21 protein-coding genes and 1 tRNA gene are annotated in these 22,440 nt (G+C 67.6%); 14 read left to right on the top strand and 8 right to left on the bottom strand.

What is annotated here, in order from left to right; genetic code table 11:
• Positions 1–9: 9 nt before the first annotated feature.
• The 3 genes from glmU to EV651_RS06075 form a co-directional block, all read right to left on the bottom strand.
• The gene (gene glmU, locus EV651_RS06085; protein WP_133782875.1) at positions 10–1,458 is read right to left on the bottom strand and encodes a bifunctional UDP-N-acetylglucosamine diphosphorylase/glucosamine-1-phosphate N-acetyltransferase GlmU; all 1,449 of its coding nucleotides are present in this window, start codon (positions 1,456–1,458) and stop codon (positions 10–12) included.
• Between the two features lie 446 nt (positions 1,459–1,904).
• Entirely contained in the window at positions 1,905–2,840 is a 936-nt protein-coding gene (locus EV651_RS06080) for a phosphotransferase family protein (RefSeq protein ID WP_133782873.1), read from the bottom strand.
• 39 nt (positions 2,841–2,879) lie between these two features.
• Positions 2,880–3,356, bottom strand: coding sequence for a hypothetical protein (locus EV651_RS06075; protein WP_133782871.1), 477 nt, complete (start codon positions 3,354–3,356; stop codon positions 2,880–2,882).
• 39 nt (positions 3,357–3,395) lie between these two features.
• Here EV651_RS06075 and EV651_RS06070 point away from each other — a divergent pair, with 39 nt between their 5' ends.
• The 5 genes from EV651_RS06070 to EV651_RS06050 all read left to right on the top strand — a co-directional run bounded on the left by EV651_RS06070 (position 3,396) and on the right by EV651_RS06050 (position 7,032).
• Positions 3,396–4,214 carry an alpha/beta fold hydrolase gene (locus EV651_RS06070; RefSeq protein WP_133782869.1) on the top strand — a complete coding sequence of 273 codons (819 nt, stop codon included), beginning with the start codon at positions 3,396–3,398 and terminating at the stop codon, positions 4,212–4,214.
• Between the two features lie 172 nt (positions 4,215–4,386).
• Positions 4,387–4,968, top strand: coding sequence for an amino acid transporter (locus EV651_RS06065; protein ID WP_133782867.1), 582 nt, complete (start codon positions 4,387–4,389; stop codon positions 4,966–4,968).
• Positions 4,969–5,209: 241 nt separating this feature from the next.
• Complete coding sequence (locus tag EV651_RS06060) at positions 5,210–6,157, top strand: threonine/serine dehydratase (protein ID WP_238156689.1); 948 nt, start codon at positions 5,210–5,212, stop codon at positions 6,155–6,157.
• Positions 6,157–6,594, top strand: coding sequence for an NUDIX domain-containing protein (locus EV651_RS06055; protein ID WP_133782863.1), 438 nt, complete (start codon positions 6,157–6,159; stop codon positions 6,592–6,594). Before EV651_RS06060 ends, EV651_RS06055 begins: the two co-directional genes overlap by 1 nt.
• Positions 6,595–7,032: a GNAT family N-acetyltransferase gene (locus EV651_RS06050; RefSeq protein ID WP_133782861.1), complete on the top strand. Its 438-nt coding sequence runs from the start codon at positions 6,595–6,597 to the stop codon at positions 7,030–7,032.
• A 7-nt stretch (positions 7,033–7,039) separates the two neighbouring features.
• On the opposite strand, the gene EV651_RS06045 is transcribed toward EV651_RS06050, so the two are convergent.
• Positions 7,040–7,477 carry a hypothetical protein gene (locus tag EV651_RS06045; protein ID WP_133782859.1) on the bottom strand — a complete coding sequence of 146 codons (438 nt, stop codon included), beginning with the start codon at positions 7,475–7,477 and terminating at the stop codon, positions 7,040–7,042.
• A 137-nt stretch (positions 7,478–7,614) separates the two neighbouring features.
• Between EV651_RS06045 and EV651_RS06040 the strand changes: the two genes are divergently transcribed.
• Together EV651_RS06040 and EV651_RS06035 are read left to right on the top strand one after the other, a co-directional pair.
• Positions 7,615–8,292 (top strand): hypothetical protein, encoded by a 678-nt coding sequence (locus EV651_RS06040; RefSeq protein ID WP_133782857.1) that lies wholly within the window; start codon positions 7,615–7,617, stop codon positions 8,290–8,292.
• 280 nt (positions 8,293–8,572) lie between these two features.
• Positions 8,573–9,217 (top strand): DUF4145 domain-containing protein, encoded by a 645-nt coding sequence (locus tag EV651_RS06035; protein WP_202870179.1) that lies wholly within the window; start codon positions 8,573–8,575, stop codon positions 9,215–9,217.
• 1,534 nt (positions 9,218–10,751) lie between these two features.
• Here EV651_RS06035 and EV651_RS41200 read toward each other — a convergent pair.
• Positions 10,752–10,823: transfer RNA gene (locus tag EV651_RS41200), tRNA-Gln, on the bottom strand.
• Positions 10,824–10,946: 123 nt separating this feature from the next.
• Here EV651_RS41200 and EV651_RS06030 point away from each other — a divergent pair.
• The 6 genes from EV651_RS06030 to EV651_RS06005 all read left to right on the top strand — a co-directional run bounded on the left by EV651_RS06030 (position 10,947) and on the right by EV651_RS06005 (position 17,923).
• Positions 10,947–11,948 carry an acyl-CoA desaturase gene (locus EV651_RS06030; protein WP_133782855.1) on the top strand — a complete coding sequence of 334 codons (1,002 nt, stop codon included), beginning with the start codon at positions 10,947–10,949 and terminating at the stop codon, positions 11,946–11,948.
• A gap of 58 nt (positions 11,949–12,006) precedes the next feature.
• Entirely contained in the window at positions 12,007–12,648 is a 642-nt protein-coding gene (locus tag EV651_RS06025; RefSeq protein ID WP_133782853.1) for a TetR/AcrR family transcriptional regulator, read from the top strand.
• Positions 12,649–12,722: 74 nt separating this feature from the next.
• The gene (locus EV651_RS06020; protein WP_238156688.1) at positions 12,723–13,901 is read left to right on the top strand and encodes a sensor histidine kinase; all 1,179 of its coding nucleotides are present in this window, start codon (positions 12,723–12,725) and stop codon (positions 13,899–13,901) included.
• On the top strand, positions 13,901–14,581 hold the full coding sequence (locus EV651_RS06015; RefSeq protein ID WP_133782849.1) for a response regulator transcription factor: 681 nt from the start codon (positions 13,901–13,903) through the stop codon (positions 14,579–14,581). The genes EV651_RS06020 and EV651_RS06015 overlap by 1 nt, the downstream gene beginning before the upstream one ends.
• A 98-nt stretch (positions 14,582–14,679) precedes the next feature.
• The gene (locus EV651_RS06010) at positions 14,680–15,459 is read left to right on the top strand and encodes an ABC transporter ATP-binding protein (protein WP_133782847.1); all 780 of its coding nucleotides are present in this window, start codon (positions 14,680–14,682) and stop codon (positions 15,457–15,459) included.
• 1 nt (position 15,460) lies between these two features.
• A complete protein-coding gene (locus EV651_RS06005) occupies positions 15,461–17,923 on the top strand; it encodes an ABC transporter permease (protein ID WP_133782845.1) in 2,463 nt (820 codons plus the stop codon).
• A 567-nt stretch (positions 17,924–18,490) separates the two neighbouring features.
• Here EV651_RS06005 and EV651_RS06000 read toward each other — a convergent pair.
• Positions 18,491–18,838: a VOC family protein gene (locus EV651_RS06000; RefSeq protein ID WP_202870178.1), complete on the bottom strand. Its 348-nt coding sequence runs from the start codon at positions 18,836–18,838 to the stop codon at positions 18,491–18,493.
• Positions 18,839–18,840: 2 nt separating this feature from the next.
• Entirely contained in the window at positions 18,841–19,626 is a 786-nt protein-coding gene (locus tag EV651_RS05995) for a methyltransferase domain-containing protein (RefSeq protein ID WP_133782841.1), read from the bottom strand.
• Positions 19,627–19,722: 96 nt separating this feature from the next.
• Between EV651_RS05995 and EV651_RS05990 the strand changes: the two genes are divergently transcribed.
• Entirely contained in the window at positions 19,723–20,220 is a 498-nt protein-coding gene (locus tag EV651_RS05990; RefSeq protein WP_133782839.1) for a MarR family winged helix-turn-helix transcriptional regulator, read from the top strand.
• A gap of 396 nt (positions 20,221–20,616) precedes the next feature.
• Here the strand turns inward: EV651_RS05990 and EV651_RS05985 are convergent, their stop codons facing one another.
• Positions 20,617–22,437, bottom strand: coding sequence for an ABC-F family ATP-binding cassette domain-containing protein (locus EV651_RS05985; RefSeq protein WP_133782837.1), 1,821 nt, complete (start codon positions 22,435–22,437; stop codon positions 20,617–20,619).
• Between the last annotated feature and the right edge of the window lie 3 nt (positions 22,438–22,440).

Here is a 22,440-nt window from a genome sequence, read left to right as displayed (position 1 = left end):
CTGTACCGCTCAGGCCTGGTCGTCCGGCTGGTCGGCCAGTGCCGCTTCGGCCGCCGCGGCGGTCTTGGTGCCGGGCCGCTTGCGGGCGACCCAGCCCTTGATGTTGCGTTGCCGGCTCCGTGCGACCGCGATCTCGCCCGGGCCGACGTCCTCGGTGAGCGCCGTACCGGCCGCCAGGTATGCGCCGTCCGCGATCGTCCGCGGGGCCACGATCACCGAGTGGCTGCCGATGAACGAGTGCTTGCCGATGTGCGTCGGGTACTTCTTGAGGCCGTCGTAGTTCGCGAAGATCGTGCCGGCGCCGATGTTCGTGCCCTCACCGATCGTGGCGTCGCCGGCATACGTCAGGTGCGGGACCTTGGCGCCGTCGCCGATGGTGGAGTTCTTGGTCTCCACGAAGGTGCCGATCTTGCCCTTCACGCCGAGCTTGGTGCCCGGGCGCAGGTAGGCGAACGGGCCGACCGACGCGCCGTCCCCGATCACCGCGAGCGTCCCGTGGGTGCGGATGATCGTCGCGTTCTCGCCGATCTCCACGTCCGTCAGCGTGGTGTCCGGGCCGATCGTCGTACCGCTGCCGACCGTGGTGGCACCGTGCAACTGGGTGTTCGGCAGCAGGGTGACGTCGCGGGAGAGCTCGACGGTCTGGTCGACCCACGTCGTGTTCGGGTCGACGATCGTGACGCCCTCGCGCATCAGGCGGACGAGGGTACGCCGGTTCAGCTCGGCGCGGAGCGTGGCGAGCTGGAGCCGGTCGTTGACGCCCTCGGTCTGCATCGCGTCGCCGGTGACGTGCGAGCCGACCCGCTTGCCGTCGGTCCGGGCGATGCCGATCACGTCGGTCAGGTAGAGCTCGCCCTGGGCGTTGTCGGTGGTGAGCCGGCTGAGACCGTCCCGCAGGGTGGCCGCGTCGAAGACGTAGATGCCGGCGTTGATCTCGTCGATCGCCCGCTGCTCGGCGGTGGCGTCCTTGTGCTCGACGATCGCGGCGACGGTGCCGTCCGCGCCCTGCACGATCCGCCCGTACCCGGTCGGGTCGGGGACCCGCGCGGTCAGGACCGTGACCGCGTTGCCGTGCTTGTCGTGCTCGGCGATCAGTTCGTGCAGCGTCTCCGCCTCGAGCAGCGGGACGTCGCCAGACGTCACGATCACCGAGCCGTCGAAGTCGGCCGGTACGGCGGTCAGCCCGGCGCGGACCGCGTCGCCGGTGCCCAGCTGCTGCTCCTGGACGGCGGTGCGGGCCTCCGGGTCGACGGCCTGGAGATGTTCCTCGACCAGTTCGCGGCCGTTGCCGACCACGACCACGAGGTGTTCGGGGCTGAGCGCCCGGGCGGTCAGCACGGCGTGCCCGACGAGACTGCGCCCGCCGATCTCGTGCAACACCTTCGGGGTCGCCGATTTCATCCGGGTGCCCAGACCGGCGGCCATGATGACGACCGCCGCGGGTCGATGGGAAGTCACGCGGTCTTCTCCTCGAGTTCCCTGCGAGTTCTTTCGACAAGTATCAGCATGGGCACTCCAAGCAGCGCCCGCGCAAGCCTACTTGCTCACCGGACACCCGCTCGCACGGGGACGGCGAGACCGATGTCACCCCCACCGGAACAGCAGACGGTGAGGTCGGTAACTCTCAGTGATCTCCACGTCCGCCCGGCCGCACGTCGCGGCGGGTCAGCGGCCGAACGCGGCCTGGGCGGAGAACGGCGACTGCGCGGACGCGGCGGACATGCCGACCGTCCAGATCCGGTCCTTCGCAGTCGCCCCGTCTCCTTTGGTGGGTAGACGTCTGAGATGCGGGGTTTGCGTCCGAGCTCCGGGGCGCAAACCCAGCATCTCGGACGCCCACCCACGAGATGCTGGCCTATTGCCGGGCGCGGATGCTGCCTCCTGCGTGAGGATTCGGTCTTCTCTCAACTCAGCAAGGTGATGACCCGCGGGGTGTTGAACAGGCGGGCGGTCAGGGGGACGTGGGTGTCGCGGTTGTAGGGGTCTTCGTCGTGGGCGTTGGCGATGATCAGGGAATAGGCGCAGCGGTGGACGAGCAAGTGTTCCGTGTCGTAGCCGAGGCGGGTGGCGAACTCTGTGTCGAAGGCTGCTTCGACCTCACGGGCTCGTGGGGACCACAGGTCGATGACGGTTGCGGTGGCGGCGGCATCGAAGACCGGGTCGCCGGGCATGGTGAGGAGGCCGAAGTCGAGGATCGAGACGGCGCGGAGGTTCTCGTCCACGAGGATGTTGCCGGCGGTGATGTCTCCGTGGACCAGGCGGGTCTCGGGTTCCTTGAGGTCGGACAGCAGTACGAGAAGGTTCTCGACCTTCGTCTCGAAGTTGTCGATGACCGGGCTCAGTTGACCGCCGAAGCGCGTCACCCGCCTACGGACGAGACCCGACAGCGCCTCGATCCACGAAACGCCCTCCGGCCGGAACGGATCCGGTTCGTCGAGCACCGCCGTACGGCGAAGAACGGCCGGCGCGTCGACTTGCGAGACTGCCTCGACCATCTCCACAACACAGTCCCGCATCCGGTCCCAGCCCGCATCGCCGAACTGCGGCGCCACGGTGTGCAGCGGGACTCCGGGCAACTCTTCCTCGACCGTCACCCAGTAGGGCCCGGGGCGGTGCAGGTCCAGCATGCGCGGCGTGCGATAGGGCAGCCGGCCGTCGAGTGCGGCGTACAACTCTTTTAGCGTTCGCAGCTCGCCCTCACCCGCGTGGAACCAGATCTTCGCGATCCTCGCCCCACCGAGTCGAAACACCGCCCCCTGCATCCCGATCGCAACCTGCTCCACCTGCCGGTATCCCAGGCTGTGCAGCTGTTCCTGCAGAAACGCGTCCGACAACGACATGCCGAGAGACCCTAGCCGCACTCCCCCACGGAGGGCCTGTCAATTTCGGTCGTACGAGCGTTCTGCGAAGCTGAGGCCGCCGCGTTCGGGGTGGGTCAGGTACTGGGACTTGCTGTGGACGGGTGGTGTGCGGACGTACTGCGTGAAACCGGGTGCTCGGAGGCGGAGATCGAAGTTGTGGCCCTCGAGGTGCCACAGCGGGTCCGGGCGGTCGTCTGGTGGGTCGAGCCGGTGCAGGTCGGCGATCTCGAGCAGGTCGTTCGCCGGCTCGAGCTCGCCCGAGACATCCCAAGCCTCGTCGAACACCAACGTCGACGGCGCGATCCAGAAGGTGAAGTGCCGCTGCGGGGACGCCGGGTCAACCCACCGGACGATGTAGTCGAGATCGAGCAGCACACGCTGCCAGGGAAACCCGTCCTCGCGTACGCCGATGCTCACCGCGTGCACGCGGCAGTCGTGCCAGCCCATCACCTCGAAGTCGGCCGCCGTCCAGGTCGAGTTCTCCAGTTCCGTCATCGCACCAGTATTGTCGGAAGGGCCTGAAATCCTTGCGGTATGGGTGATTCGCTGGTGGATGTCGGAGGCGTCACGCTGTTCGTCCGGGAGCTCGGGCGGCGGAGCGAGCGGCCTTCTGTGGTGGTGATCCACGGCGGGCCTGACGTCGGGCACGGGTATCTGGTGCCCGGGTTCGAGCCGTTGGCCCGGGATCACCACGTGGTGATGTTCGACTTCCGCGGGTGCGGGCGGAGCAGCCGGGGATTGCCCGACGACGACCTGCAACCGGAGTACGTCGTACAGGACACGCATCGGCTGATCGAGAGACTCGAGCTCGGGGCGGTCGACCTGGTCGGGTTCTCGACGGGTGGGCGGGCGGCGATGGAGTTCGTGCACAAGCATCCGGAGCAGGTACGGCGGTTGGTGCTCGCGTCGACGTCGGCGTACTCGTCTGCGGACGCTGCTGCCTACCTCGCGGACTGGGACGAGTACCAGCGCCGCCAACGGGTCGAGGACGAGGCGAACGGTGCCCTGCGCAACTCGACGATCTTCGTGTGGGACCTCGCCCGCGCACCGGCGTACCTGCAACTGCTCGAATCCCTCGACACCGACCTGGGCGACTGGTCGTACGAACGCGCGATGAACGGCCTCATGCACCCGTGGATCACCGGCGACCCCGAGCAGATCCTCCGAGCCTTCGCGAAACCCATCCTCATCCTGCACGGCGAGAAGGACATGGGCTTCCCCGTCCAACTGGCCCACCGCCTCCACAAAGCCGTCCCCAGCCAACTGGCCGTCATCCCCAACACCGCCCACATGTGCCACTTCGAACAACCCGAAACCTGGTCCCAACACATCCGGGAATTCCTGGACGGCTGAAAACCACGTGCTGGACTCTCGTGGCGTCGCTACGATCGTGCGCTGAGTGTCAGGGCGAGGAGGAGGTGGTTGCTGTGCGCGTTTTCTGCGCGGTGCCGCCTCGGATCTTCTTCTGGCGGCTCTGACTCTCACCGGGGCTCACCGCATCCGACCTCATGCGAGGGAGTCCCCGATGCATCTCGAAGTATTGAACGCCGTACGGGCGTTGTTCGCCGACTACCCCGGCCGCTACTGGATCGCCGGCGGGTGGGCGCTCGATCTGTTCGCCGATCGGGTACGGCGTCCGCACACCGACGTCGACGTACTCGTCCTGGCCCGCGACCTCGACCTGGTCGCCGCCACGTTCACCGACCCGCGTCCCACGGTCGAGAACCCGAACACCGGCGACCAACGCCCCTGGGAACCGGGCGAGACGTTGACGCCAGGCCCCGACGTACTGGCGTTCCCCGACGACCTGTTCCCGGCCCCGGTCCGCATCATCCTCGCTGCGTCCGACGGCGACGACTGGGTCTACCACCGCGGCCGCGGCACCGTCCGCAAACCGCTCGACGAGATCACGCTCACGGCTCCTGACGGTACGCCGTACCTCGCGCCGGAGATCGTGCTCCTGTTCAAGTCCCGAAGCGACCGCCCGAAGGACACCGACGACTTCAACGACGTCGCCGCCGACCTGGATCCGACCCGCCGCACCTGGCTCCACGACCGCATCGCCCCGCGCCACCCCAACCACCCCTGGCTCCCCGCCCTGACCTGACGCCGGCGAGGCGGCGCTTGCAGATCCCCACGCCAAGCGCCGCCCCATGCCCACCAACCCCTCGCTCCCCCGCCGATGGTGTGCAAGCTCGACAGGTGGAGCACCGGCGAGACACCGTACGCACGACCGCAATCACGCTCAAGTGCACTACCCAGCCACCCGACACCTCCTGTCGATAATGCACACCGGCCGTTCACACGATTGCGTAGGATCCGGTGTTGTGCTGGGGACGCGACTCGACATGGCTCGGATTCGCGCGGCCCGCGAGGCCATCGATCCGGTGTTCCTGGACAGTCCCTTGTATCGCTGCGAAGTGCTGGAACCGCTGCTCGGCTGCGCGATCAACATCAAGCTCGAGACGGCGAACCCGGTCCGCAGCTTCAAAGGCCGAGGCACCGAGGTCGTCGCGAGTCAACTCGCCCACAGCGACTCACGAGCCGTGGTGTGCGCGAGCGCCGGCAACCTCGGCCAAGCTCTCGCCTGGTCGAGCCGCGACCGCGGTCTCGACGTAACGGTCGTCGCCTCGCGGTTCGCGACCACGACCAAACTCGACCGGATCCGCGCACTCGGCGCCAAGCTCGAAGTCGTCGACGGCGACCACGAACTCGCCCGCGAACGGGCTGCCGCAATCGCGCAGTACGACGGGATTCGGCTGCTCGAGGACAGCCTGGACCTCGAGACGTGCGAAGGCGCGGCAACCATCGGACTCGAACTGGCGCCGCAAATCGAACCGGGCGATCGCCCCGCGGTACTGATCGCGCTCGGCGGCGGCGCACTGGCGACGGGGGTGGGGTACGTGCTGAAGACGCTCGCGCCCGCGGCAGAGGTGATCTGCGTTCAGCCGCTCGGCGCACCGGCGTTGACACACTCCTGGCATCAGCGTCGCGTCGTCACCACCGAGACGACCAACACCATCGCCGACGGGGTCGCGGGCCGCATCCCCATCCCGGAGGTCCTCGACGACCTCCTCGTCGTCGCCGATGACGCCGTACTCGTTCAGGAATCGTCGATCGTCACCGCCCTGCGCATGCTGCTCGACCACGCGGGTCTCGTCGTCGAACCGTCGGCCGCGCTTGGCGTCGCCGCGATCCTCGAAGACCGCGACCGCTTCGCCGGACGGCAGGTGTTCACGATCGTGTGCGGCAGCAACGTCGACCTGGACAAGTACCGACGGTGGGTCAGCCTCTGATGGCGAGGCTCGCGGTCAAGCTTCTGCTGCTGGACGAGAAGGATCGCGCGCTCCTCATCCACGCCAGGGACCCGAAAACCCAGGCCGAATGCTGGTATCCAGTCGGTGGCGGTGTCGAGGCCGACGAGTCCCTGCAGGCCGCCGCCGCGCGCGAGGCGTACGAGGAGACCGGTCTGCGCGATCTGCCGACCGGGATCCACGTGTGGACGCGGGATCAGACGTACGAGTTCAACGGTGAGACCGTCGACGTACACGAGGAATGGCTCCTGCACCGCGTCGCGCACTTCACGCCGGAACCGGCACAGCTGAGCGAGTACGAAACCACCACGATCCTCGGGTTCCGTTGGTGGACCGCGCAGGAGCTGATCGAGACCGCCGAAACAGTCTTCCCACCACAACTCGGCACACTACTGACCGACCTACCCGCAGGAGAATGAGTGCCAGATCCATCCGTGGTCATCCGTCCAGCCCGTCTCGAAGACGGCGAGCACGTCTGGCCGCTCGCCAAGGCCTTCGCCACCTCGTTCACTCCCGAACGGTCCGCGTTCGACGCGACCTGGAAGCAACTGGTCGACGTACCCGACACCCTGCTACTGGTGGCCGAGACCGCTGAAGGTGCAATCGTCGGCTACCTCCTGGGCAACAGCCATCTCACCTTCCTCGCCAACGGCCCCGTCGCTTGGGTCGAGGAGGTCATGGTCGACGAAAACCAGCGGCAGTCCGGAATCGGCCGCCTGCTGATGGAACAGGCCGAGCGCTGGGCCGAATCCACAGGTGCCGCCTACCTCGCCCTGGCCAGCCGCCGAGCCGGCCCGTTCTACCTGGCCCTCGGCTACGAAGACTCCGCCGTCTTCTACAAGAAGACACTGACCTGACCCGCCGTCAGGTGTCGTAGCCGAGGCCGTCCCAGGGTGCGTAGTACGCGATGAAGTCGCCTGGCTCGATGTGGATCGAGTACGCGCCTTCGAACTCGGCGCCCACCCAGCCGAAGGTCACGCCGTTCCTGTCCACGGAGAACGGCTCGACAGCGATCGGCTCGAGGACGTACTTCCCGAGCTCCCCCAACCGCGCGGCGACCAACTGATCCGCCCCGGCTGAAGCAGCCTGTCCAGGAGGAACACCTTCAGGCCGACGTACCTCGTCGACTTTCACCTCGTCGAACGTCCCGTCCGCCTTCCACAAGAACAACCCGACGTACGCCGACGCAGGACCGAACAACTCATCGCTCAGAAAGAACTTCCGCCCGTCCTCAGCCGTCCCGGCGTACGGCACGTGATAGTCGTCCGGAACAATCCGGAACCGCTCAGGCACCCGCTCCACCCCAGCCTCCCCCACACGCTCCGCCGAACCGCCCCCACACCCGCCCAAACCAACCACCCACCAAACCCCAAGCACCCCACACCACAGCCCCCGAGCCCACCCCACACCGCACAATCTAGCCACGACTACCAGGCCATGTGACCACTGCCGTGTTGCAACACGCCAGCAGCAAAACTGCCCGCCAGCACGTCGGTCTGCACCCTGGACGACCTGGCTGCCAAGGCCGGCGGCTGATCGATGGGCTGGTGGTCGCGCTGGTGGCCAGTACGCAGATCGTGCTGCTGATGCACAGCCATCGTCCGCCTGAGAGGCGGTTGCACGATACTGCCATGGTGGAGACCATGGAGGCGTTCATCCTCGACAGCGACGGGTGGAGCCATGCTGACGTGGTGGAAGCGTGCCGCCTGATCCTGAGAACGGTGGCGGTCAGTGCGAGTCGGTGCGAGACCGATATTCCGGGTGGCGGCGAGGACTGGCCGCCCGATGTTCGATCCGCCGCCGAGGTTCTGCGGCAGATCGCCTCCCGAACTGGTCGGGTTGAGAGACGCTACGACTACGTGCAAACCGGAATCATCGAGGTCGCACGGGACGAGGTCTGGTCAGCGTTCGTGACGTTCGCACCGTGGGCGTACGACGCTACGGTCTGGGACCCGGCCGGTGATGACATCGTCTCCCTCGCTGACGAGGGCCGGTCGGCCTTCGTGCGTCTCACGCCTGAGCACTACGGGGCGATTGCTGCTGAGCTGGGTCAGGCAAGCTTGATTCCAACCGGGAGAGGTCCGCGCGTAGCACGGCGACGGAGGAGCCGGGCGTAGCACCGCGTTGGGCTGCTACATCCACCTCGCCCCACCACATGGCGGGTATACGCCGTACGTATTAGCTCCCCCCGCCAGGTTTCGATCCTGGTCTTCGAGATTCAAAGTTGCCGCCGCCCTGTCCATCCCGGTCCGTCCCAGGCTTGCACGCAAGCCCGCCTGAGCCTGAACCCAGCGCAGCGCGCACCTGATCGTCCACACCGATCCACACCGTTTGTTAGCAAATCCGTTAGCAAAAATCCTGCGCGCCTGATCAGACCGGAGGGCATAGCCTGTCCCGATGGCGACGTTTACATGCCCGAAGTGTGGGGCGATTGCGCAGGCGCAGCTGGTCTGGCAGGGCGGCGAGATCACGCGCTCGATGTTGAGGGCGAACTACAGCACCTATGACGCCGCGTTTCGGTGCGTCAATTGCGGGCGTGTGGTCGGTGCGACCGCAGACAAGCCAGACCCGGCCACTGCGGACCTGCTCGACTTCTGGCCAAGGAAGCTTGCTGGGAAGGACTTCCCGGATGTTCCGACTGACATTGCCTCCGCAGCAAACGAGGCACACCAGTGCTTCAGTATCGGAGCGTTACGTGGCGCGATCGGACTAGCTCGCGCTGTCATCGAGGCGACGGCCAAGAACCACGGCATCACGTCTGGCAACCTGGAGAAGAAGATCGACCAGATGGCGACAAACGGCCTGATCGGCCAGGACACGGCCGAGGCAGCACATGCGGTACGACTCTGGGGCAACGACGCAGCGCATGGTGATCTTGCTCTTGAGGCCTTCAGCTCCGAGGATGCTGAGGAAGTTCTTGCCCTCATGGACGAGGTCCTGAGCCGGGCGTACCAAGGTCCAGCACGAGTCAAGCGCATCATCGACAGCCGCAATGCACGGAAGGCCGGTCAGCCCGGTGGCGTACCTGACGTGCAGCCGTAGCGTCCGATCCAGGACAGAGGCGCTCCTTGCGTCTTCCCGTCTGCCGTTCAGCCCACGCGTAGCGCGATCAGGAGACGCCAGAGGGGCCAAGATGGAGCGCCCCGCTGGACGAACGATCTTGGCCCCTCTGGTGGCTCCTGATAGGTCCTGACTGGGCTGAGCGGCAGGCGGGAAGACGCGCCCCGCCCCACTCCGAACCGCCGGCAAAAATCGGACCGTCATCCCGGAGTCGTGAGGCCCCCCGCCGGAGGCGCTCTGTTGCTCTAGAAAGACACCGAGATCGGGCGCGGGCGGTGAACGGCGGCAGCCGCAGGCGCACGCCCGCGCCGCGCGCCGAAGGCGCGCCTTGATCCATAAGAGCCAAATTCGGCAAGAGCCCGCGCGGACAGACTGTGATCCGTCAACGGATGTACGACAGGTTAGAAGTCTGGCGCGCCCACGTGACGAACCGACGCAAGTAGCCGATGAGCGGATGTCGGGCAAGGCGCGCCAGGCCGCGCGCTGAGGCTGGTGTCACTCACGCGACCTGGCACTCTATCGATAGAGCCGTGGCAGTCTCGGCCTGGGCTACGACGTGCTTGGTGCCGCAGCCGGTCGAGAAGACTTCGTATGAGCCGGGTGGCACCACTAGCGTCGCTTCGCCTCGCCCGTTGGTGGTAGCCGTCCAAGTAGCTCCGCTGGCCGCCGTCGCGGTCACGTTGACGCCGACCGCCGGTGCGCCGTTCAGAGCCATCCCACCACCCGGCGTCCACGGACCTCCGAAGAGAGCGACGCGCGCTGTGATGCTAGCTGTGCTGCTATCTGTGCTGTGTGCTTGGCAACCGCTGGCCAGTGCCAGCGTGATCACGACACACCCCAGCCTCAGTCCAACCCGTCGAACCGCATCCCCTGTAGTGCGCGACATGTCTCTCCCCCTTCCAGGTCCCTTCTGTTAGACGCCCAGGCGTGCGCCTTCGTTGTCCGCTGTGCCGCGATCCGTGCATACGGCTGTCGCAGATCACCGTGGCCGTCAGTGAGCGGAACGGGAGATCGCCGGGATGCATGGGTTGATGGCGACTATGTGTTCACCACTGGGCTGGGTCGGCCGGTTCCGCCAGACACGGTGACGAACCTGATGGCGGTACTCATTCGGCAATTCAACGAGCCTGCGATCCCGGGCACCCGGAAAGCCTCCGGCAGGAACTGCCCCGGCCGGTGAAGCCGCTGCTGCCCGCTCGGCTGCATGACCTGCGTCACGTCCACGCCACCATGCTTCTTACGGCGGGGTGCCGGTGCACGTGGTCGCGGAACGGCTCGGCCATGCTGATCCGGCCATCACGCTCCGGCTCTACGCCCACGTCATCCGCAAGAGTTCGGAAGGAGTAGCAGCCACCTTTTCGGCTGCGGTCACCGGTGAAACTGACGACGACGACCTGGGCGACGACGATCCAGACGGCGCGGCGGGTGGTGGCGTGTTAGCAAGTCCGTTAGCAAATCCGCCTGAGCATGAGAGAACCCCTAGGTCAGAAGCGCTCTGACCTGGGGGTTCTAGTTGCTCCCCCGCCAGGTTTCGATCCTGGTCTTCGAGATTCAAAGTCTCGCGGGCTGCCGATTACCCCACGGGGGATCGTGGTTGCCGGGACAGTTTGCCATGAGTGGGGTGGATGACACGCTCAGGGGTTCCTTACCTACGGTCCCGTAGGTTACGGTGGCGTAGGTAAGGACACGCTGAGCTGAGGGATTGACCGATATGACTCCACCCGCCGTTGCCACTCCGGATGCGCCGCCCACCCGTACCGTGCCGGTCGACGAGGACGTGAACACCGGAACGCTCGGCGGTGAGCAGAAGAAGCTCTGGGAGCAGGTCGCGCTGGCGCTGTTCATCGGCGTACCGTTCCTGGCCGTGCTGGCGGCGGTGCCGATCGCGTGGGGCGGGCTCCTCGGCTGGCGGGACGTCGTACTCGCGGTGGTGTTCTACACGATCGCCGGTCACGGGATCTCGATCGGTTTCCACCGGCTGTTCACGCACAAGTCCTTCAAGCCGAACCGCCCGCTCAAGTACGCCCTCGCGATCGCCGGCTCGCTGGCGATCGAGGGCCCGGTGATCCGCTGGGTGGCCGATCACCGCAAGCACCACAAGTTCTCCGACCGCGACGGTGACCCGCACAGCCCGTGGAAGTACGGGAACACGCTGGGCGCGCTCACCAAGGGCTTCTTCCACGCGCACGTCGGCTGGCTGTTCGACACCGAGCAGACCCCGCAGCGGCAGTACGCGCCGGATCTGCTGAAGGACAAGGACGTCGTCAGGGTGTCCCGGATGTTCCCCCTGCTGGTGGCCGTGAGCCTCCTCGCGCCGGCCGTCATCGGCGGCCTGTGGTCCTGGTCGTGGACCGGTGCGCTGACCGCGTTCTTCTGGGCCAGCCTGGTCCGGATCGCGCTGCTGCACCACGTCACCTGGTCGATCAACTCGATCTGCCACACGATCGGCGACCGGCCGTTCAAGAGCCGCGACAAGTCCGGCAACGTGTGGTGGCTGGCGATCCTGAGCCAGGGCGAGTCGTGGCACAACCTGCACCACTCCGACCCGACCTGCGCGCGGCACGGCGTACTCAAGGGACAGCTCGACACGTCCGCCCGCTGCATCTGGTTCTTCGAGAAGCAGGGCTGGGCGTCCGACGTCCGCTGGCCGGTCAAGGAGCGGCTGGAGGCCCGTCGTGTGGACTCTTCGCCCCGTACCCTCAAGGCTGCGTGACCGTAAAACTCCCACCCGCAATACCCGAAGTGCGGCATGATGCTGACGTGATCACGACGTGACGGAACCCAAACCGCGGCGGTCCGGCCGGATCCGGATGACCAGTGCCGAACGTCGCGAGCAACTCATCACCATCGCCCGCGGCCTGTTCGCACAGAAGGGCTACGAGGCGACCTCGGTCGAGGAGATCGCACATCGCGCCGAGGTCTCCAAGCCGGTGGTGTACGAACACTTCGGCGGCAAGGAAGGCCTGTACGCCGTTGTTGTCGACCGCGAGGTACGGGCGTTGCTCGACGGCGTCACCGGCGCGCTGACGGCCGGCCGGGCGCACGAACTCGTCGAGCAGGCGGCGCTCGCGCTGCTCGACTACATCGAGAACAACTCCGACGGGTTCCGGATCCTGGTCCGCGACTCGCCGGTCGGGTCGGCGACCGGCTCGTTCATCTCGATCCTCAGCGACGTCGCGACCCGGGTCGAGCACATCCTGGCCGAGGAGTTCAAGCGCCGCGGCCTGGAGCCGAAGAACGCTCCGATGTACGCCCAGATGCTGGTCGGCATGGTCGCGCTCACCGGCCAGTGGTGGCTGGACGCCCGCAAACCGAAGAAGCAGGACGTCGCCGCGCACCTGGTCAACCTTGCCTGGAACGGCCTGTCGGGCCTCGAGGTCAAGCCGGTTCTCGCGACCCGCCCGCACAAGTAACAACCTCTGGTCGTACGCCGACATCCGACTGTGGCATGACCCCCGCCGAGGCCGGCCCCCGTACCCTGGCCAGCATGACGGGGATGTTGACCGCGCGGCCGCTGCCTGCCCGGAGCAGGGCGTTCGACCTGCTGCTGGCCGGCGGCCTCTGCATGATCTTCGGCTTCCTGTCGCTCGCGCAGGCGCACCTGAGCGGCATCCTCGCGTTCGGCATGCTGGTCCCGCTGATCTGGCGCCGCACCCACCCCGAACTGGTCTTCTTCACGGTCTGCTCGGTCGCCGTCCTGCAGTGGCTCACCGCGATCCAGCTGATGCCCGGCAACGTCGGCCTGCTGGTCGCGTTGTACGCGATCTCGGTGTACGGCGACGTACGGCTGAGCCGGATCGCGCTGGGTATCGGCGGTCTCGGCGTCCTGATGGCGACCTCGCGGTACTGGGCGAACTCGGACTGGAAGCAGCAGGTCACGATGATGGTCGCGCTCGGCGCGCTCGTCTTCGGGGTCTGGGCGTTCGGCGAGCGCCGCCGTACCCGCGGCCTGTACGTCGCTCAGCTCGAGGAGCGGGCCGCCCAGCTCGAAAGGGACCGCGACCGCGAGGCGAAACTGGCCGTGAGCAACGAACGGACCCGGATCGCCCGCGAGATCCACGACGTGGTGGCGCACGGCCTGTCGATCATGATCGTCCAGGCCGACGGCGGGCTGTACGCCGCGGACCAGTCCCCTGAGGCGGCGAAGAAGGCCCTCGCCACGATCGGCGACACCGGCCGCGCGAGCCTGACCGAGATGCGCAAGATGCTCGGCCTGCTCAAGCAGGACGAGCAGAACGAGCTCGACCCGAACCAGCCCCGCCCGCAGCCCGGCGTCTCCAGCTTGCCGGAGCTGATCGAGAACGTCCGGGAGGCCGGGCTCAGCGTCAGCTACGAGGTCACCGGCGAACCCCGCGATCTCCCGGCGCTGCTCGGGCTGACGGCGTACCGGATCGTGCAGGAGGGGCTGACGAACACGCTGAAGCACGCCGGGCCGGGGGCACGCACCTCCGTCAGCCTGGACTTCGGGCGCGAGATGCTGACCGTGGTGGTCACCGACGACGGCCGCGGCGCCGGCGTCGCGCCGAGCTCGGACCCGGGTCACGGCCTGGTCGGGATGCGGCAACGCGCCTCGGTCTCGGGCGGTACGGTGAGCGCCGGACCGAAGGCGGGCGGTGGTTACGAGGTGATCGCCAGACTGCCGTACAACCTGCCGACTGGAGAGTAATGGACGACGACGTGATCCGGGTGTTCCTCGTGGACGATCAGGAACTCGTCAGAGCGGGCTTCACGATGCTGGTGGACTCGCAGGCCGACATGAGGGTGGTCGGCCAAGCGGGCGACGGCGGCGAGGCGCTCGAGAAGATCCAGGTGACCGCGTGCGACGTGGTCCTGATGGACGTCCGGATGCCGCGGCTGGACGGCGTCGAGGCCACCCGCCGGCTGCAGTCGTTGCCCCAGGCATCAACACAGCCACCCAGGGTGATAGTTCTGACCACGTTCGACCTGGACGAGTACGCGTTCGCGGCGATCAAGGCCGGCGCGTCCGGCTTCCTGCTCAAGAACACGCCGCCCGCCGACCTGCTGAACGCGATCCGGCAGGTGCAATCCGGGGACGCGGTCGTCTCCCCCAGTACGACGAGACGTCTGCTGGAGCACTTCGCCGGCGCCCTGCCCGACGCCGATATCGAGCGCCCCGACCTCAAAGACCTGACGGCCCGCGAGCGCGAGGTGCTCGTCGAGGTCGCCCGCGGCCTGTCGAACACCGAGATCGCCAAGCTCTTCACGTTGTCCGAGGCAACGGTCAAGACGCATATCGGGCGGATCCTGGCCAAGACCGGCCTGCGGGACCGGGTCGCCCTCGTCGTCCTGGGGTACGAGACCGGGCTCGTCCGGCCGACCAAGTAATACCCAGGTAGTACGCATACTGCAGTCTCCGGTCCGACGAGATCCCGGCGCGCGCTCACTAACTTCGTCACCAACGTTCAGTTGAGTTGAGGAGTGACATGAGCTTGCAGACCGGAGAGCTTGCGGCCGGGCGGTTGCCGCAGGACGGGGAGCCGCGGACCGCAATCCGGGCGCACGAACTGCGCAAGGTGTACGGACAGGGCGACACCGCGGTTGCCGCGCTCGACGGGGTCTCGGTCGACTTCGGGGTCGGCCAGTTCACCGCGATCATGGGCCCGTCTGGGTCCGGCAAGTCGACGCTGATGCACTGCCTGGCCGGGCTGGACACCCCGACCGATGGCCAGGTGCTGCTCGGCGAGACCGAGCTGACGCGGCTGCCGGACGCGGAGCTGACCAAGATCCGCCGGGACCGGGTCGGCTTCGTGTTCCAGTCGTTCAACCTGCTCCCGATGCTGTCCGCGAACGACAACATCCTGCTCCCGCTCGAGCTCGGCAACCGCAAGCCGGACCAGGAATGGCTGAGCACGCTGATCGAGGTCCTCGGGCTCGGCGACCGGCTCACGCACCGTCCGTCGGAGCTGTCCGGCGGCCAGCAGCAGCGGGTCGCGGTGGCGCGGGCCCTGGTCGGCCGGCCGGAGGTCGTGTTCGCCGACGAGCCGACCGGCAACCTGGACTCGCGGTCCGGCGCCGAGGTGCTCGGCTTCCTGCGCCGCTCGGTCCGCGAATTCGGCCAGACCGTGGTGATGGTGACGCACGACCCGCTCGCCGCGTCGTACGCCGACCGCGTCGTGATGCTTGCCGACGGCAAGCTGGCCGGCGAGCTGCGGCAGCCGACCCCGGAGAGCGTTCTCGACGCGCTGCGTCAGCTGGGGGCCTGACGTGCGACGCTCGCTCCTCTCCTCGCTGCGCGCCCACATGGGCCGCTTGGTCGCCGCCTGTCTGGCGATCGTCCTCGGGGTCGGCTTCGGCTCGCTCGCGATGATCGTGCACGCGTCCGCGTCGCACGGCGTCGACGAGACGATCGGCGCGCAGTACAAGGGCGTTGACGCCGTCGTCTACCCGGACAGAGCGACCATCTCCCCCGACGACATCGCCAAGGTCCAGAAGGTCCCGCAGGCCGCCGCGGTCGTCACGCTGAAGACGGCGTACATGGACGTCGCGTTCCCCGACCTCGTCCGCGGCACCACGGTTCCGATCGACTCGCTCCACGACACGGCGCGGATCGCCGGACCCACGACCTCGTCCGGGCGGTTGCCGACCGCAACTAACGAGATCGCCCTCCCGGCCCGTACCGCGGCCAAGCACAAGGTCGGCGTCGGCCAGAGCTTGCGGATCAGCTCGTACGACGGGAAGTCGTGGACCGTGACCGTCGTCGGTCTGCTGGACGACTCGAAGTACGTCGGAACCGCCTCCGCCGTCGCGACTCCGGCCGCGGTGAAGATCTTCGACCCGGGCGCGTTCACGCAGGGAATCGCGTTGGCGGCGAAGCCAGGTGTCAGCCAGCAGCAACTGGCCGACGCCGCGCAGGCCGTGGTGGCGAGCGGTCTGACCGTCTACACCGGCGAGGCCTTCATCCAGCACGAGGTGGAGGGTCTGACCCACGGGATCGACGTCCTCGGCGGCGTGTTCGGGATGTTCGCCGTAATCGCGTTGTTCGTGGCCTGCCTGGTGATCGGCAACACGTTCACGATCGTGATCGCCCAGCGCACCCGCGAGATGGCGCTGCTGCGCTGCGTCGGCGCGTCCCGCCGGCAGGTCTTCACCTCCGTGCTCGCGGAGGCCACCGTGGTCGGCGTGATCGCGTCCGCGATCGGCGTGGTCTTCGGCGTCGCGCTCTCCGCGCTGGCGCTGGCGCTGTCCCGCGAGTTCGACTGGAGCATCCCGCCGGTGCCGTTGCACTTGGACCTGTCGTCAATCTTCCTACCGCTCCTGCTGGGCACAGTGGCCACCCTGATCGCGGCCGTCGTACCGGCTCGGCGAGCGACCAAGGTGGCGCCGCTTGCCGCGCTTCGTCCCGAGGCCGCTCCGGCTGCCGCGACGAAGGCCGGCGTACTGCGGTTGGCCCTGGGCTTCCTGCTCCTCGCCGGCGGCGGCCTTCTGCTGGCGGTCGGGGCGAAGCAGCACAAGGTACTGATCGGTGTCGCGGGCGGCACGATCTCGTTCCTCGGCATCCTCGCGATCGGCGCGCTGCTCGTCCCGGCGCTGATCCGTGTGATCGGCGCGCTCCCCGCCCGCGGTGGCGGCGTACCCGCCCGGATCGCCGTCGCGAACGCGGTCCGCAATCCCCGGCGTACGGCGGCCACCACGTCGGCACTGCTGATCGGCGTGACGCTGATCAGCCTCACCTGCGTCGGGATCGCCTCGGTACGGAAAACGTTTGATGTATCGATGGACGGCCAGTACCCGGTCGATCTGACGGTGACGACGTACAAGGAGAAGATGCCGGCGAGCGCCGAGCAGCAGCTCCGTGACATCAAGGGCATCACCCAGGTCGTCCCGATCAGCACGGTGACCGTGAAGGCCGGCGGCGAAGAGATCGACGTGACCGGTATCGACGCGGGCAAGGCCGGCTCGGTGATCCACAACGCGGCGCTGAGCGCCAAGCTGAAGCCGGGTACGGCGTTGATCACCTACCCGGTGATGCAGCAGCTGAAGCTCGAGGACGGCTCGCCGGTGACGATCGTGTCCGGGCAACACAAGGTCACGTTGACCGCCCGGCTGGCGATCGGGGTCGACCCGATCACCGCGACCTCGGCCGATCTCGCGAAGCTGGCGCCGACCGCGCCGGTGACCGGGTTCTGGCTGGCGTCGGACCCGAAGGCGGACGGCGGGGACGTGATCGACGCCGTGGAGCAGTCGATCCCGACCGTCAAGGATCTGTCCGTGCAGGGCGGCTTGGCCGAGCGGACCAGCTACACGAAGGTCTTCGATGTACTGCTGATCGTCGGTATCGGCCTGCTCGGGGTCTCGGTGCTGATCGCACTGGTCGGCGTCGGCAATACGCTCAGCCTGTCGGTGCTGGAGCGGACCCGGGAGAACGCGCTGCTCCGGGCGATGGGGCTGTCCCGCCGCCAGCTGCGCGGGATGCTCGCGGTCGAGTCGTTGCTGATGGCACTGGTCGCGGCCGGTCTCGGGATCGTGCTCGGTCTGATCTACGGCTGGACCGGGACGAGCGCGCTGATGGGCGGCCAGACGGTCGAGGGCGGCGTGGAGTACGCCGTACCCGGGACCCTGCTGATCACCATCGCCGCCGTCGCCGCCGTCGCGGGCCTGCTCGCCTCGGTGCTACCCGCCCGCCGCGCGGCCAAGGTCGCACCAGCCGGCGCACTGGCCACCGAATAGGCCAGCGGCTCGCCCAGCTTGAGGGGGCCGGGCGAGCCGCTTCTTCACCTGTATTCGAGGCACATCCAGCTCCTGTGACGCACCTACGGGCGGCCAGGCTGAGTTGGCCGACCGATGCGGTGCCGTGAGACAGGAACTCGTGACATAACACCTGAAATACCAGGTCCCCACCCACCAGAACCTGTCTCCACCCACCAGACGCGGGCCGCCACCGCAGGTACGCGCGTTCACCGAGTCGTGGATTTCGGTGGCAATCCGCCGCTGACAGCAGCCTCGATCCACGACTCGCGGTTCGCGGACCAACCAAACGCCACGAGCAGTCGCCGCGCCGCGGCAGCCGGGTCGAGGCGTTTGTGCGAGGCCGCCCGCTGATGGGTTGTTTCGCCCCTGGCGTGAAACAACCCGAGCCGCGCCCACCGATCAGTCACCCGGGCGGATCAGGGTGTGCAGTTTGGACAGGAGGTGTCGGCTGCCTAGGTAGTGCACCTGAGCGTGATTCAGGTTGTGCGTACGGTGTCTCGCTGGTGCTCTACCTGTCGAGCTTGCACACCATCGACCCGTGGAAGCTCAGACGATTTCTACGCGATTCCCATGGCCGTCGGCGGTGTGGAAGCGTCGGCGGCCCGGGATTGTTTCGTTGTCCCAGGTCACCGGGAAGCCTAGATCTGCCAGCCGGGACGCCAGCGCGTCCAGGTCGTCGACGGCCAGCGCGGGGTGGGCCTTCTTCGCGGGGGTGAAGTCCTGCTCCACGCCGATGTGGATCTCCGCCGCACCGGCCTTGAACCAGCACCCGCCGCGCGGCTTCAACAGCTCCGGCTTCTCCACCTCGGTCATCCCGAGCGCATCGCGATAGAACGCCCGAGCCACGTCCTCACCACCCGGCGGACAAGACACCTGCACATGATCGAGCCGCATGGTCATCCCTTCTTGTGCGCAACCGCGAAGATCCGCCGGAACGGAAGCAGCGTCCCGTACTCCCGCTGCGGATACGCCTCCGCCAGCCGAGCGCCGTACTCCGCCTCGAACTTCGGTCGTACGTCGTCCGGCAGCGACTGCAGCACCGGCCGCGCGCCGGTCCCCTTCACCCACTCCAGTACGGCGTTGTCGCCGGACAGCAGATGGAAGTACGTCGTCTCCCACGCGTCCACCACGCAACCTTCCGCGCTGAGCGCGTCGACGTACTCGGCCGGACCAGGTACGTCGGGACGCAGCGACGTGTCCTTCGCGTACTCGGCGTACGGCTCGCGGCCGGCCAGCTCCCGCAGGATCGCGTGCGACGGGGCGTCGCCGTTGCCCGGGATCTGGATCGCCAACCACCCGCCCGGCCGCAGCGCGCGCACGAACCCGGGCAGCAGGTCGAGCTGCTCCGGCACCCACTGCAGCGTCGCGTTCGTGACGATCACATCCAGCGATCCGGGCTCGACACTCCACTCGCGAACATCACCGAGCTCGAAGCTCAGGTGGTCGTCGGCGTACTGCCCGGCCGCCTCGAGCATCTGCGGCGAGCTGTCGATCCCCCGGATCACGGCGTCCGGCCAGACCTGACGCAGCGTCGCGGTCAACGCGCCCGGTCCGCAACCGAGGTCGACCACGGTCCGTACGTCGGTCGCCCGGACCCGCTCGACCAGGTCCCGGAACGGCCGGGCACGCTCGTCGGCATACGTGCCGTACTGCTCTGGACTCCACACCGGTGACGTGCGCATCGGCTGCTCCTCTCAGATGATTTATCTTGACGTCGAGATACTCTAGCCCTGCGACTTGTCTTGATGTCAAGAGTCTTGATGGGTACTCTCGAACCCATGAAGGACGAGGTCGATCGGCTGATCGAGGCCTGGCGCCGCGAGCGCCCCGACCTCGACGTGGCGCCGATGGAGGTGCTGTCCCGGGTCAGCCGGCTGGCGCGGCATCTCGATCGCGCCCGCAGTCAGGCCTTCGGCACCCACAGTCTGGAGTCCTGGGAGTTCGACGTCCTCGCGGCCCTGCGCCGAGCGGGTACGCCGTACCAACTGTCCCCCGGCAAGCTGCTCAAGGAAACCCTCGTCACATCCGGCACGATGACGAACCGCGTCGACCGGCTGGCCGCACGCGGCCTGGTCGAGCGGCTGCCGGATCCGCATGACCGACGTGGCGTGCTGGTCCAACTGACGCCCGCCGGCCGGGACAAGGTCGACGCCGCGATGGCCGACCTGCTCACCCATGAGCGCGCACTGCTCGGCGGCCTCAGCGACGGCGACCAGCAGAAGATCGCCCGGGCGTTGCGGGAGCTGGTCCGCCCGTTCGATCTCGAAAAACCCTGAGCGAAAACACTCGTTTGACCTCGCCGACAAACCGCCTTGTTCGTACGGACAAAGCACGGCCGAAATAACCCGGAATTATCCGAAAAGACGACCCGTCACTTCTGCCTCGGTCCGATCGTTGCTAGTTGCAACGAGATCGAGAGATTGCTGTAGCCGACCACCGTCGACACCGGCTGGGCCCACTACTAGGGTCGTCACCGTCGGTGGTTGATCGACTACAAAATGTCAGAACACGGTGACTTCGGCGGCAAGAGGTGGTCCGCCGAAAGTGGCCGCGCGGTGCTCGGGGCTCGGGGCTCGAACAACGCCGGCCGGCACGGGGCCCGCTCACCCACGAGCTCGGCGCCCCCTCCGAATGACAGGGGATCGGAGGGGCGCCGCAGCTCGAAACCCCTGCTACTCCGCGCGTTCCGCCGCTTCGAACCACGCCGTTTCCAGCTCGCCGCGCTCGTCGGCCAGCTTGCGGAGCTCGGCGTCCAGCTCGGAGAGCCGCTCGTAGTCGCTCGCGCTCGCGGCCAGCTGGTCGTGCAGTTTCGTCTCGGCCTCGGTGATCTTCGCCAGCTGCCGCTCGATCCGGTTCAGCTCTTTCTTCGCCGCCCGGGCCGCTGCCGCGTCAGCCGTCGGGCGTTCAACCACCTGGCCATTTCCTGCCGTTGACAAATCGGTGGACACTTCTGTCGCCGGCGTCAACGCATTCGACGCCGGCCGCCGCGGAATTCCGGCCGCGAGTTCGTCGAGATACTGATCGACACCGCGCGGCAGATGCCGGACCCGGGTATCGCCCATGATCGCGTAAACCATGTCGCTGACCCGCTCCAGGAAGTACCGGTCGTGAGTGACGGTGACGACGACGCCGGGCCAGCTGTCCAGGAAATCCTCGAGCACGGTCAGCGTCTCGACGTCCAGGTCGTTGGTCGGCTCGTCGAGGATCAGCACGTTCGGCTCGTCGAGCAGGATGCGCAGCACCTGCAGCCGGCGCCGCTCACCACCGGACAGGTCCGAGATCCGCGTCGTCAGCTTGTCGCCGGTGAACCCGAAGCGCTCGAGCAGTTGCGACGACGTCAGCTCACCGCCCCGGCCGGCGAGCGCCGCCGTACGACGGATCGCGGTGATGTGGTCGAGGACCGTGACCGTGTCGTCGATCTCCTCGAGGGTCTGCGACAGGTTGGCGATCCGGACCGTCTTGCCCTGCTTGACCAGGCCGCGGTCCGGCGCGAGCTGCCCGGTGAGGACCTTGAGGAACGTGGTCTTGCCGGCGCCGTTCGGGCCGAGCAGCCCGATCCGGTCGGCCGGACCGAGCCGGAACGTGACGTGGTCGAGCATCTTCCGGTCGCCGAAGCTCAGGCTGACGTCCTCGACGTCGAACACGTCCTTGCCGAGCCGCGCGGTCGCCAGTTGCGACAGCGCGAGCTTGTCCCGTGGCGGCGGCACGTCCTCGATCAGCGCGTTGGCCGCCTCGATCCGGAACTTCGGCTTGGTGCTGCGGGCGGGCGCGCCGCGACGCAGCCAGGCGAGCTCCTTCTGCAGGAGGTTCTGCCGCTTGGCCTCGGTGACCTGCGCGCTGCGGGCCCGCTCGGCCTTGGCGAGGACGTACGCCGCGTACCCGCCGTCGTACGACGTGACGCGGCCGCCCTGCACCTCCCACGTGTCCGTGCAGACCTCGTCGAGGAACCAGCGGTCGTGGGTCACGACGATCAGCGCGCCGGCCCGGTCGACGACGTGCTCGGCGAGCCAGCTGACGGCCTCGATGTCGAGGTGGTTGGTGGGCTCGTCGAGTATCAGCAGGTCGACCTCGGTGAGCAGGAGTTTGGCCAGCGAGGCCCGGCGCCGCTCACCACCGCTCAGGCTGCCGACCTGCGCCTGGTGATCGACTTCGCCGAGCAGGTGCTCCATCACCGAGCGCGCCCGCGGGTCGGCCGCCCAGGTGTAGGTCTCGACATCGCCGAGCACCGCGTGCAGCACGGTCTGATTCGGGTCGAGGTCGTCGCTCTGACCGAGGTACCCGAGCCGAAGGTCGCGGTTGTGGGTGATCCGGCCGCTGTCGGGCTCCTCACGCCGGGCCAGGACCTGCAGCAGCGTCGATTTGCCGTCGCCGTTGCGCCCGACCACGCCGATGCGCTCACCACGGCCTACGCCGAGACTGACCGAGTCGAGCAGTGTGCGGGTCCCGAAGCCCTTCGAAACAGCTTCCAGATTGACCAAGTTAGGTGCCGCCATAAC

Origin of the sequence: Kribbella sp. VKM Ac-2571 (assembly GCF_004362255.1) — a bacterium.
Lineage (GTDB): Bacteria > Actinomycetota > Actinomycetes > Propionibacteriales > Kribbellaceae > Kribbella > Kribbella pratensis.
This window is presented reverse-complemented; position numbering and strand designations above follow the sequence as displayed.

What these genes read in the sequence shown, in the direction of transcription:
- EV651_RS06080 (WP_133782873.1), bottom strand. Translation starts at nt 2,840, where the DNA reads ATGTCGTTGTCGGACGCGTTTCTGCAGGAACAGCTGCACAGCCTGGGA.
- EV651_RS06075 (WP_133782871.1), bottom strand. Translation starts at nt 3,356, where the DNA reads ATGACGGAACTGGAGAACTCGACCTGGACGGCGGCCGACTTCGAGGTG.
- EV651_RS06070 (WP_133782869.1), top strand. Translation starts at nt 3,396, where the DNA reads ATGGGTGATTCGCTGGTGGATGTCGGAGGCGTCACGCTGTTCGTCCGG.
- EV651_RS06065 (WP_133782867.1), top strand. Translation starts at nt 4,387, where the DNA reads ATGCATCTCGAAGTATTGAACGCCGTACGGGCGTTGTTCGCCGACTAC.
- EV651_RS06060 (WP_238156689.1), top strand. Translation starts at nt 5,210, where the DNA reads ATGGCTCGGATTCGCGCGGCCCGCGAGGCCATCGATCCGGTGTTCCTG.
- EV651_RS06055 (WP_133782863.1), top strand. Translation starts at nt 6,157, where the DNA reads ATGGCGAGGCTCGCGGTCAAGCTTCTGCTGCTGGACGAGAAGGATCGC.
- EV651_RS06035 (WP_202870179.1), top strand. Translation starts at nt 8,573, where the DNA reads ATGGCGACGTTTACATGCCCGAAGTGTGGGGCGATTGCGCAGGCGCAG.
- EV651_RS06030 (WP_133782855.1), top strand. Translation starts at nt 10,947, where the DNA reads ATGACTCCACCCGCCGTTGCCACTCCGGATGCGCCGCCCACCCGTACC.
- EV651_RS06020 (WP_238156688.1), top strand. Translation starts at nt 12,723, where the DNA reads ATGACGGGGATGTTGACCGCGCGGCCGCTGCCTGCCCGGAGCAGGGCG.
- EV651_RS06015 (WP_133782849.1), top strand. Translation starts at nt 13,901, where the DNA reads ATGGACGACGACGTGATCCGGGTGTTCCTCGTGGACGATCAGGAACTC.
- EV651_RS06010 (WP_133782847.1), top strand. Translation starts at nt 14,680, where the DNA reads ATGAGCTTGCAGACCGGAGAGCTTGCGGCCGGGCGGTTGCCGCAGGAC.
- EV651_RS06000 (WP_202870178.1), bottom strand. Translation starts at nt 18,838, where the DNA reads ATGCGGCTCGATCATGTGCAGGTGTCTTGTCCGCCGGGTGGTGAGGAC.
- EV651_RS05995 (WP_133782841.1), bottom strand. Translation starts at nt 19,626, where the DNA reads ATGCGCACGTCACCGGTGTGGAGTCCAGAGCAGTACGGCACGTATGCC.
- EV651_RS05990 (WP_133782839.1), top strand. Translation starts at nt 19,723, where the DNA reads ATGAAGGACGAGGTCGATCGGCTGATCGAGGCCTGGCGCCGCGAGCGC.
- EV651_RS05985 (WP_133782837.1), bottom strand. Translation starts at nt 22,437, where the DNA reads ATGGCGGCACCTAACTTGGTCAATCTGGAAGCTGTTTCGAAGGGCTTC.